This window comes from Thiocapsa sp. (assembly GCF_022340925.1).
GTDB lineage: Bacteria > Pseudomonadota > Gammaproteobacteria > Chromatiales > Chromatiaceae > Thiocapsa.
In genome coordinates this window covers 1-13,159 of sequence record NZ_JAJDNA010000012.1, presented here as the reverse complement: position 1 = coordinate 13,159, position 13,159 = coordinate 1, and the positions used below count along the sequence as shown (strand labels likewise).

The following is a 13,159-nucleotide window of genomic DNA, read 5'->3' as shown; positions in this document are numbered from 1 at the left end:
CGATTCTCGGTATATCAGTTAGTTACGCTTATAAGTGTCGAACTCGGGGGGCCCCGGGCCTGACCCCGCGTGCGGCGCTCGAGATTGGCGCGCATTCGGAGATCCGAGGCACCTCGGACGGCGGCAACGGAACGATTGCTGTCCGTCTCGGGATGAGGACGTACTTCGGCCAGTTCAGACCTTGAAAAGATTCCTTGGGCAGTGTCCCATCGCAGGATAGGCAGCCGATGGCGAGTTGGGCGAATTCTAGAAATCCGTGACGAAACACTGTTGGAAACAACAGGACAAGAATCCAAAAGAGGCAACCTTTGAGGGCACTCGGAGGTTTCGGGACAGGTGCTCCACAGTGTGGACAGCTGACAGCAGCTGAAGAAATGCTCTTGCCACACTCCGAGCACGGGATCAGCGCCATCTGACCCTCCCTGTCTACGATTTCCCGGTGTCTTTAGACACGGGGGCTTGACGCGCGGTTGTCTGACGGGAAGGGTGCCGGGTTTTTGTGGGCAGCGCACCGGACTGCTCCTTCCGGTGCGCAGCTGGGGAGCCCCTTTCCCGTGCTTCCTGCCTACAGGGCCCGACTCAGCTCGGGGCCCTTTTGCCTCACCTACCGTACATCCCGATCCCTGGCGTTTTAACGACGGCCCTGCCGGCAGGTGACACTAAACAGGGACACCTGACCCCTGAGGCACCGCGAGACACAAAGCCGACCCGCGCGACGTGGTGACTCTATGGTGACTTAAACAAAAAGGCCCAGCCCCATTTTGAGGCTAAGCCATTGTTTAAATTGGTGCGCCCTGCTGGGCTCGAACCAGCGACCACCTGATTAAAAGTCAGATGCTCTACCAACTGAGCTAAGGGCGCTAAAGGGCGCTCAGTATAAGAGGAGATGATGCCATTTTGAAGGGTCGGCCAGCCGCCAACCGGCACATGCGGCTCAGCGCCGATCCTGCCGGATCCGGTCGAGGCGGCTTTGGGCCAGGCGGGCCTCAGTGCTGTTCGGATAGCTGCTGACCACCTGCTCGAGGGCGACGCGGGCCTGGTCGAAGGCGTTCTGCTCGTACTGGATGTATCCGATCTTCAGCATGGCGCCCGGGACTTTGGGGCTGTTCGGATGGAGTTGCACCAGGCGGTCGAACTCTGCCAGGGCAGCGGGGTAGTTCCGCTGCACGTAGTAGGTCTCCCCCAGCCAATAACGCGCATTGTCCGTGAACTGCCCCTGGGGATAACGCCGCAGGACCTCGTTGAAGGCGTCCTTGGCCTCGTCGTACTTGCGATCCTTGAGCAGCTCGAAGGCGGCGGAGTAGGCATCGCGCTCACTCCCGCCGGTGGTCTCGGGCGAGGGCAAGGACGGGATGCCCATGCCACCCGTGGACGACGCGGTCGGAGGGCCGACCGGAGGCAGGGGCTCCGGTGTCCCCGCCGGCGCCGCGAGATCACCTGCGCCAAGATCGATCCCGCCGCGCGATAAGGCGGTATCTGCTCCGCCCGGCGCGGGGGGGCCTCCCGGCCCACCGGGGCGGTCGGCGCCCAGTCGCGAATCGATATCCAGATACTGATCGCGCTGCTGGCGCTGGAGCTTCTGGATCTCGTACTGGTGCATCTCCACGAGACCGCGCAGCTCCTGCATCTCGGCCTGGAGCTGCTGCATCTGCAGCAGCAGATCGGACCCCGCCTGACTCTCCAGGATGCGCTCGACGCGGGCGAGACGCCCCTCGAGCATGGGGTCCGCCACCGCGGCCGCGGACAGCAGGGCTGCGGCGACGAGGCCAGCGATCAGGAACACACGGTTCGGTCGGGGGTCCATCGAAGCGTCTCCTAGTACTGAATGATCACCCGGCGATTCGATCGCCAGGCCTGCTCGCCGTGACCGGGATCGGCGGGACGCTCCTCCCCGTAGCTCAAGGTGGCCAATTGATCGGGTACGACCCCGTCGGCGATCATGAACCGCCGCACCGCCTCGGCCCGCTGGTCGCCGAGGGCCAGGTTGTACTCGCGCGTGCCACGCTCGTCGGTATGGCCTTCGAGCGTCACCCGGGTCCCCGTGTTGGTGCCCAGATAGCGGGCATGCGTCTGCAGCAGGGGCACGTACTCGGGTTTGATCTCGGCGGTGTCGTAGTCGAAATAGATGGTCCGGTTGTAGAGGGGATTGCTCGGGTCTTCCCAGGGGCCGGCATAGACCGGCCGCGGGCTTTCGAGGCCGCGCGTGGTCGTCGGCGCCGGGCGGGTCCCCGCACCGACCGGCTCAGGCGCCGGTTTCGGGGCGCTCGCGCAGCCGGCGGCGAGGACCGCGGCAAGGCACATCAGGCCCGGCGCGGCGAGGCGTCTTCGGGTGCCGTGCGCAGGCGACCTCGTCACTCGGGCGTCCATGATGCGGTCGGAGGCGAGATGAGGACGCTGTGCCAGGCCCGTCCCGTTGGTGCCCGGGGTGGTGAGTCGGAGGCTGGGTTCCACGGCGGACTCCTGGGATCAATTGATGTATGGGGACCAGGCGGGCTCGCGGACCTCGCCCGTATCCTGCGACAGACGCTGGTTGCCGCCCCCGTCCACCGAGGCCGCCGCGAGGACCCCGCGCCCGCCGTGGATCGTGGCGTAAATTACCATGCTGCCGTTCGGTGCGAAACTCGGCGACTCGTCGAGGCTGCCGTTGCTGAGCAGTCGGGTGAAGCCGCGATCCAGATCGACCAGGGCGATCCGGAACTGGCCGTTCACACGCGTGACCAGCACGATGGAGCGTCCGTCCGGTGAGTAGGAGGCACGCGCGTTGTAGTCGCCCTCGAAGCTGATGCGCTGGGCGGGCCCGCCGCCCGAGGACATCCGGTAGATCTGTGGGCTGCCGCCTCGGTCCGAGGTGAAGATGATCTGCTGGCCGTCCGGCGACCAGGCCGGCTCGGTATCGATGGCGAAATGGTCGGTGAGACGAACCAGCTCGCGGCTGACCAGGTTCAGGACATAGATCTCCGGGTTGCCGTCCTTGGACAGCGTCATCGCCAGCCGGCGCCCGTCCGGTGAGAAGGCGGGCGATCCGTTGATCCCGGGATGGCTGGCAACCAGATCACGACGGCCCGTGGCCAGCTCCTGGATATAGATGGCGGCACGTCTGTTCTCGAACGACACATAGGCAAGGCGTCGCCCGTCGGGCGACCAGGCGGGCGACATGATGGGCTCGCCGGAGGAGACAATGGTCTGGGCGTCGTACCCGTCCGCCTCCGAGACGCGCAGCGTGACGGTCTGGCCCTCGCCGGGTCCGCTCGCGGTGATATAGGCGATGCGGGTCGCCGCCACGCCGGGCTGACCGGTGAGCTTCTCGTAGATGAGGTCGGCGATGCGGTGCGCGGTGTTGCGCATCCCCGCCTTGGTGGACACCAGACTGCTGCTCGCGAGCTGGTTGCCTCGGAAGACGTCGTAGAGCGTGAAGCTGACCCGGAAGCCCCCCCCTTCGGTCTCCACCCGACCGATTACCAGACTGTTCATCCCCAGCAGGCTCCAGTCGCGCAGATCCACCTCCTCGTGGCGGCTCGGCATATCGAGCATGTCGCGGGTCGGCAGCGGCCGAAACCGGCCCGTGCGTGCCAGATCGGCGCTGATGACGGCGGCGATGTCCACCGGCGGGATCAACCCGTCGCTCACCCCGAAAGGCACCACGGCGATCGGCTGGGCGGCCTCCACACCGCCGGTGACCTCGATGTTCAGCCGCGCCTCTGCAGGCCCAGCCCCAAGTCCGAGCCAGACCAGGGCGAAGGTCGCGAGGATGGGCGGCAAGCGGCGGTCTCGGCTCATATCGGTCTATCCTGCCTAGGGCCTGAAGGTGAAGGTGAACTCCCGGAAGCTCTCGAAAACGGGTCCGGACGGCACCGGTAGCGGCGAGGCCTGATTGACTGCGGCGACCACCGACTGATCGAAGGCGGTATTGCCGCTGGTCTGGACCACGCGCACGCTGTTCGGCACCACGTCCCCGCCCGGGATCAGCCGCACGGAGACGATGGTCGCCAGGTCACGACCGGTCGCCGGCGGCCGAACCCAGAACTGACGCACCCGGTCGCGGATGACCGGGATGTAGCGGTTGGCCTCGCGTGCAAGCTGCTCCGATGCCCTGTCAGAGAGCGGATCGCCATCCCGGGTTCGCTGTGCCTGCTCGGCTGCGAGCCGGCGCTGCTTCTCGGCGGCCAGCTGGCTGGCCTCCTGCTCGATGCGCTCCTGTGCGAGCTCCTCGACCAGGCGCCGCTCCTCCAGCTCGGCCATCTGCCTGGCCTCGTCCGCGAGCCTGCGCTGGCGCTCTGCTTCCGCACGGCGTTCCTCCTGGGCCCTTGCCTCGGCCGCCAGGCGCTCCGCCTCTGCGCGACGCTGCGCCTCGGCCCTGCGCTCGGCCTCCGCTTTCGCCGCCGCCAGTCGCTCTGCCTCCGCACGCCGTCGCGCCTCGGCCGCCTTTCGCTCAGCCTCTGCAAGACGCCGCGCCTCCGCCCGCGCCGCTTCGGCCTGGCGCTCGGCTGCGGCCCGGCGCTCCGCCTCGGCCTGGGCGGCGGCCAGCCCGCGCTCCGCTTCGGCCGCCAACCGCTCGGCCTCACGTCGCGCGACCTCGGCCTCATCCATGACCTCGGCCTCCGGAGCCTTCTCCGGCTCGGGCTCGGTGTCGGGGACTGGCTCCGGCTCCTCCGCCGCGAGCTCCCGGTCGGCCGGGCGCCGCGCCTGCTCGCTAGGAGACTCGGCCACCATTGCCTCGAGCGCGGCATCGCTGACGATGGTCGCCTGGACCACCCGCGCCTTGCTCCCCGCCTCCGTGACGGGTCGCTCGATCTGCACGCCGACAAAAAACAGCGCGGCGAACAAGACGTGCAGACCCAAGGACCAGTAGAAGGCCTTGGGGTTGCGCCGCAGGATCTGCCACATGTCGGGGCCTGCGCTAGCGCTCGCGGCGCTCCGGCGGCACTGTGACCAGACCGATCTCCGGCGCCCCCGCGGCCTGGGCGATCACCATGGCGCGGATCACCCGCCCGTAGTCGACCCGATGGTCGGCCCGCACCAGGATGGGCGTGCCGGGCTTGTATTCAAGCACGACACCGATGCGCTCGAGCAGGATCTGCTCGCTCGCCGGGGCATTCTTGTCCTCTCCGACATCGATATAGTAGTCGCCGAACTCGTCGACGGTGATGACCACGGACTCGGTGGTCGGGCTGGGGATTCCCCCTGCCCGCTCCTGCGGCAGGGCGACCTTCACGCCCTGGGTGATCAGCGGCGCCGTCACCATGAAGATCACGAGCAGCACCAGCATGACGTCGATATAAGGCACGACGTTGATCTCGGCCATCAGTCGGCGCCGTTGTCGGGTGCGGGTGCGCTTGAGCATGGGGTGCCGTCCTCGGACGCTCAGGCGCGCCCCTGGCGCTGCAGCAGGGTCGAGAACTCCTCCATGAACTCCTCGTAGCGGCTGCTGAGACGCTCGACTTGATTGGCGTACCGATTGTAGGCGATGACGGCGGGGATGGCGGCGAAGAGACCGATGGCGGTCGCGACCAGTGCCTCCGAGATGCCGGGCGCGACCAGCGCCAGCGTGGCCTGCTCCACGTTCCCGAGGGCGTGAAAGGCATGCATGATGCCCCACACCGTGCCGAAGAGCCCGATGTAGGGGCTGGTGGAGCCGACCGTCGCCAGGAAGGGCAGGCTGGTCTCCAGGCGGTCCATCTCACGGCTCAGGGCAACCCGCATCGAGCGCTCGGTGCCCTGCAGCACGGCCATTAGGTCATTGCCCTCGATCTTGCGCAGCCGCACGTACTCCTTGAACCCGGCACGGAAGATCGAGGCCAGGCCCTGGTTGCCCTTGTCGTCCTGACTCAGGTCCTTGTAGAGCGCGCTCAGATCGCCGCCGGACCAGAACCGCTCCTCGAAGGCGATGGCGCTTTTGTGCGCCTTGGACAGCACGCGCCCGCGATCCAGGATCATGGTCCAGGACATCACCGAAGCCACCACCAGGACCACCAGCACCAGCTGGACGACCAGGCTGGCCTGGAGAATCAGGTTAAACAATGACAGGTCGGACGTCATGACAGGGTCTCCGCAGGACCGCTCACGAAGGGCAGCAGCTTGGACAAGAGATCGGCCGGCAGGCGGGTCGGGCGCAAGGTGCCGACATTCAGGCAGGCAACCTTGACGCCGGCCCGGCAACAACAGGCGGCGTCGTCCTCGCGCAGCACCGTCTGCTCGAACTCCAGGCTCGCGCCGGCCACGCGGTGGAGCTTCGAGGTGACGCTCAAGCAGTCGTTGAAACGGGCAGGCGACAGGTAGTCGATGGTGACCCGCCGCACCGCGAAGAGGATCCCGTCACGCTGGCGCAGCATGTCCTGCTCGTAACCTAAGGATCTCAGCCATTCCGTTCGCGCTCGCTCCATGAACTTGAGGTAATTGGCATAGAAGACGACGCCGCCGGCATCTGTATCCTCGTAGTAGACGCGCACCGGCCAGACAAAGGTCGGCAACGCGGGGACGCTGGATCTCGGCACTGAGCAGGCGGCCCTTGCCCCGGGGTATGATCAAAAGCCGGGGAGTGTACCGGAAACCGGCTCCCCGAGCATCCCTGGCTCGCGTTCGGCGCCGAGGCACAGCGTCATGCGTCGACCCGTCCAGGCGCGGCCGCGCGTCGGCTTCCGGCGTGTCCTCGGTGCGAAAGCGAGGTCGCGGAGCGGGCGCGCGCCCGATCCGACCTGAGCGGACGCCTTGTGCGCGGCTGGGATTCGACCCCATCTCCACCCCAGCCGACATAGCCCGTGATCGCACCTGGTAAGACGCTGATGGATCGGCCATCCCGGTCGGGACTCAGCTCGGTCCATCCGTGCGGCGCAGGATGCGCCGCGATGATCGGCGCTTCCCCCGGGTCGCGGACACCCCACACTGACAAGGACCACACCATGGCGCCTCTCTCCTTCCTGCAGGGCAAGCGCGGCGAGCACCTCGTCGTGCTGCAATTCGTGCTCTTCTTCGGGTTTATCTTCGTTCCGGCCTGGAACCCGCTCGTTCCTGGCCCGCTGATGGATGCGCTCGCACCCGTTCGATGGGCGATGCTGGTAGCCTTCTGGGTGATCGCCCTGCTGCTCGGCGGGCTGGGCTCGGTCCACATCCGCGATTATCTCACCCCCCTGCCCTACCCGGTCGATCACAGCCAGTTGGTCAAGCACGGCGTCTATGCCTGGGTTCGTCACCCGCTCTACAGCAGCCAGCTCTTTGCGGCGGCGGGTTGGGTGCTCTTCACCTTCAGCCTCACGCACTTGGCGGTCCTGGTCATCGGCTTCTTCTTCTTCGACTACAAGGCCGGCAAAGAGGAGGTCTGGCTGACCGAGCGCCATCCGGAGTACGCGGATTACGCCAAGCAGGTTCGAAAGTTCATCCCCTGGGTGTACTGAGACGAGGCTGGGTCCTTGGCCGTCCCGGCGAAATAATCAGCACCGCATCCTGCCAGGGGCTCTCGGATCGGTGGGTCCGGTGCTCGACAGTCACGGCTCAACCCCGATGCGGCTCAACCGGGCTTATCGGCCACGGCGAGCACGTAGTCCAGACCGGCATACAGGGTTCGGGCGCTCAGGCCGAGCGCGAGTCTCGCGGGAGCACGCGCCGCCGGATGGAGGCGCTCGACGACCTCCGGATGCCGCGACAGGTGTTCGTGCAGCGGCACGTAGACCCGGTCACGGATGGACTCGACCTGGACAGACACGAACCCCGACTTCCCCAACCTGTCGAGGTACTCCGCACGCGTGTACGCGTTCGCCGCGGGGATCGCAAACTTGCCGGCGACCAACCGCCACGACCAGCGCTGCTTCAGGCGGGACAGCCAGTCCTCGGCCGGGGGTGTCGGGATGATGTCGGCCGTGACCAGGCGACCGCCGGGGCGAAGCACCCGAAAGGCCTCCTCGAAGAAGCGCTCGCGGGTCCTGAAGTGGAAGGCGCACTCCAGGGCGATCACCTTCTCGACCGACGCGGACGGCAGCGGCATCTCGGTCGCCGAGCCCTCGCGCAGATCGATCCGATCGGACAGTCCCAGCTCATCCACCCGGCGACGGGCGACCTCCACCTGCGAGCGGGTGATGTTCAAGCCCAGGATGTGCGTGGGCCCACAGGTCTCCAGCCAACGGATATCCTGATCCGCGAAACCGAAACCGACGTCCAGCACCCGGTCGCCCGGCCCCATGGCCGCACGCCCCGCCACCAGATCAGCGAGTGCGTGGCAGGCCTCGTCCAACGTCTCCTCGCCGGTCCAGTACCCGAGGTTCAGATAGAGGGCGGACTGAGTGGCGACATCGGTCGACAAGAGGTCGTAGACCCGCGTGACATCCCACGACCTGAAGGGGTTGTAGAGCCAATCAAGATAGCTGAGATACCGTCTAAACGGCCGGGGCGGCGACATCGGGATAACCTGTGATCATTCTGAGAGAAAGGCGGACAACGGCGTGCCGCGGGCAGGGGCGGGCGGGCGCGGCCTGCCGTTTGGCGGTAGGCGTGGCTGAACGCGCTGCGCCTCGCAGGCTCCTAGGAGCCGCTTTGCAGGTCGGCGAGCGACTCCAAGGGCGGGTCACACTGCGTGCCGCGGCAGCGGTAGATCCGGGGGCGCTCGCCTGCGACCATGGCCACGAGCGTGCCGGGCAGATGGCTTTCGTCGGACGGGATCGCCAGGACCAGCCGGCACGCCCCGGCACCGCGCTGAGCCGCCCGGCGCCAGGGATCGAGCAGGTCGTCGCCGGCACGGATGATCAGCGTCTCGAGGGGGTCGAGCAGCTCGTCGAGTGCGAGCAGGAGGGTGGCGTGAGCGTAGGGCATGCTGCGGATCGAATCGGCTGCGAGCTTCAGCGTCGCCTGCGCGGCCTCCAGGTAACGCGGCTCGCCGATCAGGTGACCGAGCCGCTGCAGCGCCAGTGCCGCGACCCCGTTGCCTGACGGGATCGCCTCGTCGCTGAGCGGCTTGGGCCGGTGGATCAGCGCCTCGTGGTCGCGGCCGGTAAACCAGAAGCCGCCGTCGACGGGGTCCTGGAACTGGTCCAAGAGCACCTCGGCCAGGGCCACCGCGAGGTCCAGGTCTGCCCGCGACCAGCGCGTCTGCAACAGCTCAAGCAGTGCGTCGAGCAGGTTCGCGTAGTCGTCCAGATAGGCATTCAGGTGGGCCGTCCCGTCCCGATAGGTGGCAAACAGACGCTCATCGCGCCACAGCGCCTGACGGATGAAGCCCAGCGCCTGCTCCGCCGACTCCAGATAGTCCGGGCGATCGAGGACGCGGGCGGCCCGCGCCATCCCCTTGATCATGAGCGCGTTCCAAGCGGTCAGGATCTTCTCGTCACGGCCGGGGCGAACGCGGCGCTCACGGGCCGCGTACAGGGTCGCTCGCGCTGCCGCGAGCAGCGCCTGGACCTCGGCGGACTCGAGCCCGAGGTCCTCGGCCACCGCCTCCGGGGTGCGATAGCCGTGCAGATGCCACCGGCCCTCGAAGTTCGGCGGGCGGTCCAGACCGTAGACCGCCGCAAAGGGCGCGTACTCGCCCGGCGACAGCAGTGACCGGACCTCCTCGCGGTCCCACACGTAGAACCTGCCCTCGTCGCCCTCGCTGTCGGCATCCAGGCTCGAGTAATACCCCCCTTCGGGCGACTGCATCTCGCGCATCGCCCAATCCGCGGTCGCCACCGCCGCCTCCCGGAACAAGGGCTCCGCGGTCAAGGCGTAGGCGTCGCAGCACAGGGCCAGGAGCGGGCCATTGTCATACAGCATCTTCTCGAAGTGCGGGATCATCCACCGGTCATCCACCGAATAGCGGCAGAAGCCTCCGCCCAGCTGATCGCTGAGGCCGCCTCGAATCATGCGCTCGAGTGTGAAGAGCGCCTTCTCGAGCAATGCCTGGTCGGGCCGGCCGGAGGCAAGGCTGCGCCCGTGCTGGTGCAGCAAGAGGTCCAGATTGGTCGGATGCGGGAACTTGGGCGCGCGGCCGAACCCACCGTGCTCGGCGTCGAAGCTCTCCTCCAGCTGACGCAGGGCCGCATCCAGGACCGAGCGCTCTGGCAGCGCGCCCGACGTGCGCGGCTCGAGGGCCGCGAGCGCCTCCATGAGACTTTCGTTCTGCGCCTCGATCGCCTCCTTCTGGACGCGGTAGGCGCGCTCCACGCCTTGCAGGAGCTGCTTGAACGAGGGCAGTCCGTGCCGCGGCTCCCGCGGGAAGTAGGTTCCGGCGAAAAACGGCCTGCGATCCGCGGGGCTCAGAAAGACCGTCAACGGCCAGCCGCCGGCGCGCTGGGCGAGGAGCTGATGGGCGGTCTGATAGATCTTATCGAGGTCGGGGCGCTCCTCGCGGTCGACCTTGATGTTGACGAAGAGTCGATTCATCAGCTCGGCGGTGGTGGGATCCTCGAAGGACTCGTGGGCCATCACATGACACCAATGGCAGGCCGAGTACCCGATCGAGAGCAGGATGGGCCGATCCGTGTCCCGCGCCAACGCCAAGGCCTCGTCGCACCAGGGCCACCAATCCACCGGATTGTCGGCATGCTGCTGGAGATAGGGGCTGGTGGTCGCGGCGAGCCGGTTGCGATGACCGGTCGTGGACGTGTGGGCGGTCGGCATGTCGGGTCCTGAGGGCAGTGGGCCGGGAAACGCCGGCGATTCGTCGTCGAGCGAATCGGAGCAGCGGCGGGACCGGGCCGCCGTTTGCGCATCGCGGAGCGGACCGGTCGCTCGGGTGACTCAAGCAGCGCCGTCAGGTCAAGCGGACCACCCCACGGCTTGCATCTCCTCAACAGGATGGGTCCCGACCAGGCCGGTTTCCATGCCCCCGCCCGAATGACCGCACTTCTGCTAGTCTGTGACGGCTTGAGCACCGAGCACGCTGACGACGTGCCGTCCCCGGCAACCGTCGGCTGGGGAAACGAACACGCCGTCTTCGCTTCCCTTCGTCTTTCGCCGCTGATGACGGCTGAGCATGGCCAGGCCGCCTGTCCGGCGCCTGATCGCCTCCGTAACGACCAGCGGCGCCGAGAGACCCGAGGACCCGCCATCATGAAGACCAAGCCACTGCTGCTGCGCAAGGACCAGGAACGCCGCCTCCTGGCCGGTCACTGCTGGATCTACAGCAACGAGGTCGACACCCGGGCGACGCCGCTGAAAGACCTCGAGGCGGGACAGCCGGTGGAGATCTTGAGCGACCATGAGCGCTGGATCGGCCACGGCTATGCGAATCCGCGTTCCCTGATCTGCGCACGCCTCGTCAGCCGCGACCGCGCCCAACCCCTGAGTCCGGCCCTCTGGCTCAGACGCATCCACGAGGCCCTGTCGCTGCGCACGCGCCTCTACGAGCGCCCCTTTTACCGTCTGATCTTCGGCGAGGGCGACGCTCTGCCGGGGCTGATCGTCGACCGCTACGGTGACCTGCTGGCCGTGCAGATCACCACCGCCGGGATGGAACGGGTGCGCGGCGAGCTGCTGGCCGGCCTCGAGCAGGTGCTGCGCCCAAGCTCGATCGTCCTGCGGAACGACAATGCCGTCCGCGAGCTGGAGGGTCTGGCCCAGGGCGTCGAGGTGGTGCTGGGGACACCGGCTGAGACCCTGACGCTGGTCGAGAACGGCCTGGAATTCCTGGTCTCCCCCCTCACCGGCCAGAAGACCGGCTGGTTCTTCGATCAGGCCGAGAACCGCACGCGCCTGGCACGCTACGGGGTCGGACGGCGTGTGCTCGACGTCTGCAGCTACATCGGGGCCTGGGGGCTGCGGGCCGCCGCGCTCGGGGCGGAGCAGGTCACCTGTGTCGACAGCTCCCCTCCGGCGCTGGAGCGGATGGCCGAAAACGCCGCGCGCAATCGTCTTGAGCGACAGATCCATGCCCGACACGGCGACGCCTTCGACGTGCTGCGCAGTCTCCGCGAGGAGGGCGCCCGTTTCGATACCGTCATCCTCGACCCACCCGCCTTCATCAAGCGGCGTAAGGACGAGCCGGAAGGCATCCAGGCCTACCAGCGGCTCAACCGGCTCGGCATCGAGGTCCTGGAGCCGGGCGGGATCCTGGTGACGTCCTCCTGCTCCTTCCATCTCGGCCGCGAGGCCTTCGTGCGCACCGTTCAACAAGCGGCGCGCCGTGCCGGGCGCGGCCTGCAGCTGCTGGAGACCGGCCAGCAGGGACCCGACCACCCGGTACATCCGGCGATCCCCGAGACGGCCTATCTCAAGACCTTGTTTCTCCGCGTGCTCGGGGAGCGCTGATTGAGATGCCGATGATTGGCACCGGCACGGCATTCGAAAATGCGATTTCCGAATGCCTCCATTTTCCGCCGCCGGAGGCAGCCGAAAATGGCGGAACATCCTGCCCCGCACGCACGATGCCGATGATTGGCCATCCCTGGCCAACACCGGCACGGCATTCGAAAATGCGATTTCCGAATGCCTCCATTTTCCGCCGCTGGAGGCGGCCGAACATGGCGGGGCATCCTGCCCCGTACGCACGATGCCGATGATCGGCCATCCCTGACCGTCACGGTCATTCAACCACCCAAGAACGCACCTGATCCGGTCCCGGGACGCCCCCGGCATGCACCACTTTGCCGTCGACGACCACGCCCGGCGTTGACATGACGCCGTAGCCCATGATCTCGGCGATGTCGGTGACCTTCTCCAGCTCGATCTCGACGCCGGCCTGCTGGGCCGCCTTGGCGATGGCGTTGGCGGTGATCTCGCAGTTGCGGCAGCCCGAGCCGAGAACCTTGATCTGTTTCATGGATTGACCTCTCGAGTTGGTTGGCAGCAGCCCCCCCGTCGCCTGCCTGAATCGGCGGACAGGGCGTGTCTGCATCGGGACAATCGACGCAGCAGTCGCCGGGTTTCGGCCCCAGCACCAGCCCGCAGCCGGGGCATTCCCGAAGCCAGACGCAGGCGTCCGTCGGCCTGCGCTCGCCCCGACTCGAGCCGCAGCGCGGGCAGGTGATGGTCGATTCCAGCGTCATCGTCGTCGGGGCGATACCTCAGGTGATCAGGTTGAAGCCCCAACCGACCATGACGAAGGACACCGCCAACACGCCGGCGAACAGCGCCAGCGCCGGCCAGCGAATGACCTTGCGCAGGATCAGCATCTCCGGCACCGACAGGGCCGCGATGCTCATCATCAGCGCCAGCACGGTGCCCACCGCGACGCCCTTGCCGAGCATCGCCTCGGCCA

General features: G+C 67.3%; 14 protein-coding genes, 1 tRNA gene and 1 pseudogene. 2 read left to right on the top strand and 14 right to left on the bottom strand.

What is annotated here, in order from left to right:
* Positions 1–28: 28 nt before the first annotated feature.
* The 9 genes from LJE61_RS15290 to ybgC form a co-directional block, all read right to left on the bottom strand.
* Complete coding sequence (locus LJE61_RS15290) at positions 29–412, bottom strand: zinc ribbon domain-containing protein (protein WP_367114896.1); 384 nt, start codon at positions 410–412, stop codon at positions 29–31.
* Between the two features lie 373 nt (positions 413–785).
* A tRNA-Lys gene (locus LJE61_RS01835) sits at positions 786–861 on the bottom strand.
* A 73-nt stretch (positions 862–934) separates the two neighbouring features.
* Positions 935–1,804 carry a tol-pal system protein YbgF gene (gene ybgF, locus LJE61_RS01830; RefSeq protein WP_296914160.1) on the bottom strand — a complete coding sequence of 290 codons (870 nt, stop codon included), beginning with the start codon at positions 1,802–1,804 and terminating at the stop codon, positions 935–937.
* A gap of 11 nt (positions 1,805–1,815) precedes the next feature.
* Positions 1,816–2,451 carry a peptidoglycan-associated lipoprotein Pal gene (pal, locus tag LJE61_RS01825; RefSeq protein WP_363306809.1) on the bottom strand — a complete coding sequence of 212 codons (636 nt, stop codon included), beginning with the start codon at positions 2,449–2,451 and terminating at the stop codon, positions 1,816–1,818.
* Between the two features lie 15 nt (positions 2,452–2,466).
* Entirely contained in the window at positions 2,467–3,777 is a 1,311-nt protein-coding gene (gene tolB / locus LJE61_RS01820) for a Tol-Pal system beta propeller repeat protein TolB (protein WP_296914157.1), read from the bottom strand.
* Positions 3,778–3,792: 15 nt separating this feature from the next.
* The gene (gene tolA, locus LJE61_RS01815; protein WP_296917255.1) at positions 3,793–4,884 is read right to left on the bottom strand and encodes a cell envelope integrity protein TolA; all 1,092 of its coding nucleotides are present in this window, start codon (positions 4,882–4,884) and stop codon (positions 3,793–3,795) included.
* Positions 4,885–4,897: 13 nt separating this feature from the next.
* Positions 4,898–5,341 carry a protein TolR gene (gene tolR, locus LJE61_RS01810; RefSeq protein WP_296914152.1) on the bottom strand — a complete coding sequence of 148 codons (444 nt, stop codon included), beginning with the start codon at positions 5,339–5,341 and terminating at the stop codon, positions 4,898–4,900.
* Positions 5,342–5,361: 20 nt separating this feature from the next.
* Positions 5,362–6,036, bottom strand: a complete 675-nt coding sequence (gene tolQ, locus LJE61_RS01805) for a protein TolQ (RefSeq protein ID WP_296914149.1) — start codon at positions 6,034–6,036, stop codon at positions 5,362–5,364.
* On the bottom strand, positions 6,033–6,491 hold the full coding sequence (ybgC, locus tag LJE61_RS01800) for a tol-pal system-associated acyl-CoA thioesterase (RefSeq protein ID WP_296917253.1): 459 nt from the start codon (positions 6,489–6,491) through the stop codon (positions 6,033–6,035). Before ybgC ends, tolQ begins: the two co-directional genes overlap by 4 nt.
* A 405-nt stretch (positions 6,492–6,896) precedes the next feature.
* Between ybgC and LJE61_RS01795 the strand changes: the two genes are divergently transcribed.
* Complete coding sequence (locus LJE61_RS01795; RefSeq protein WP_296917251.1) at positions 6,897–7,388, top strand: methyltransferase family protein; 492 nt, start codon at positions 6,897–6,899, stop codon at positions 7,386–7,388.
* 113 nt (positions 7,389–7,501) lie between these two features.
* On the opposite strand, the gene LJE61_RS01790 is transcribed toward LJE61_RS01795, so the two are convergent.
* Together LJE61_RS01790 and LJE61_RS01785 are read right to left on the bottom strand one after the other, a co-directional pair.
* On the bottom strand, positions 7,502–8,386 hold the full coding sequence (locus LJE61_RS01790) for an SAM-dependent methyltransferase (RefSeq protein ID WP_296917249.1): 885 nt from the start codon (positions 8,384–8,386) through the stop codon (positions 7,502–7,504).
* A 122-nt stretch (positions 8,387–8,508) separates the two neighbouring features.
* The gene (locus tag LJE61_RS01785) at positions 8,509–10,581 is read right to left on the bottom strand and encodes a thioredoxin domain-containing protein (protein WP_296917247.1); all 2,073 of its coding nucleotides are present in this window, start codon (positions 10,579–10,581) and stop codon (positions 8,509–8,511) included.
* Positions 10,582–11,013: 432 nt separating this feature from the next.
* On the opposite strand from LJE61_RS01785, the gene LJE61_RS01780 reads away from it, so the two are divergent.
* Positions 11,014–12,210 carry a class I SAM-dependent rRNA methyltransferase gene (locus LJE61_RS01780; protein WP_296914411.1) on the top strand — a complete coding sequence of 399 codons (1,197 nt, stop codon included), beginning with the start codon at positions 11,014–11,016 and terminating at the stop codon, positions 12,208–12,210.
* A 274-nt stretch (positions 12,211–12,484) separates the two neighbouring features.
* Here LJE61_RS01780 and LJE61_RS01775 read toward each other — a convergent pair whose 3' ends face one another.
* The 3 genes and pseudogenes from LJE61_RS01775 to LJE61_RS01765 form a co-directional block, all read right to left on the bottom strand.
* The gene (locus LJE61_RS01775; RefSeq protein WP_296917245.1) at positions 12,485–12,721 is read right to left on the bottom strand and encodes a thioredoxin family protein; all 237 of its coding nucleotides are present in this window, start codon (positions 12,719–12,721) and stop codon (positions 12,485–12,487) included.
* A 55-nt stretch (positions 12,722–12,776) separates the two neighbouring features.
* Positions 12,777–12,947 (bottom strand): annotated as a pseudogene (locus LJE61_RS01770) (GDCCVxC domain-containing (seleno)protein); the annotation flags it as partial.
* A gap of 18 nt (positions 12,948–12,965) precedes the next feature.
* Positions 12,966–13,159 (bottom strand): permease (locus LJE61_RS01765; RefSeq protein WP_296917243.1); only part of this gene is annotated, 194 nt, incomplete at its 5' end.

What these genes read in the sequence shown, in the direction of transcription:
- LJE61_RS15290 (WP_367114896.1), bottom strand. Translation starts at nt 412, where the DNA reads ATGGCGCTGATCCCGTGCTCGGAGTGTGGCAAGAGCATTTCTTCAGCT.
- tolB (WP_296914157.1), bottom strand. Translation starts at nt 3,777, where the DNA reads ATGAGCCGAGACCGCCGCTTGCCGCCCATCCTCGCGACCTTCGCCCTG.
- tolA (WP_296917255.1), bottom strand. Translation starts at nt 4,884, where the DNA reads ATGTGGCAGATCCTGCGGCGCAACCCCAAGGCCTTCTACTGGTCCTTG.
- tolR (WP_296914152.1), bottom strand. Translation starts at nt 5,341, where the DNA reads ATGCTCAAGCGCACCCGCACCCGACAACGGCGCCGACTGATGGCCGAG.
- LJE61_RS01795 (WP_296917251.1), top strand. Translation starts at nt 6,897, where the DNA reads ATGGCGCCTCTCTCCTTCCTGCAGGGCAAGCGCGGCGAGCACCTCGTC.
- LJE61_RS01775 (WP_296917245.1), bottom strand. Translation starts at nt 12,721, where the DNA reads ATGAAACAGATCAAGGTTCTCGGCTCGGGCTGCCGCAACTGCGAGATC.
- LJE61_RS01780 (WP_296914411.1), top strand. Translation starts at nt 11,014, where the DNA reads ATGAAGACCAAGCCACTGCTGCTGCGCAAGGACCAGGAACGCCGCCTC.
- LJE61_RS01790 (WP_296917249.1), bottom strand. Translation starts at nt 8,386, where the DNA reads ATGTCGCCGCCCCGGCCGTTTAGACGGTATCTCAGCTATCTTGATTGG.
- ybgF (WP_296914160.1), bottom strand. Translation starts at nt 1,804, where the DNA reads ATGGACCCCCGACCGAACCGTGTGTTCCTGATCGCTGGCCTCGTCGCC.
- LJE61_RS01785 (WP_296917247.1), bottom strand. Translation starts at nt 10,581, where the DNA reads ATGCCGACCGCCCACACGTCCACGACCGGTCATCGCAACCGGCTCGCC.
- tolQ (WP_296914149.1), bottom strand. Translation starts at nt 6,036, where the DNA reads ATGACGTCCGACCTGTCATTGTTTAACCTGATTCTCCAGGCCAGCCTG.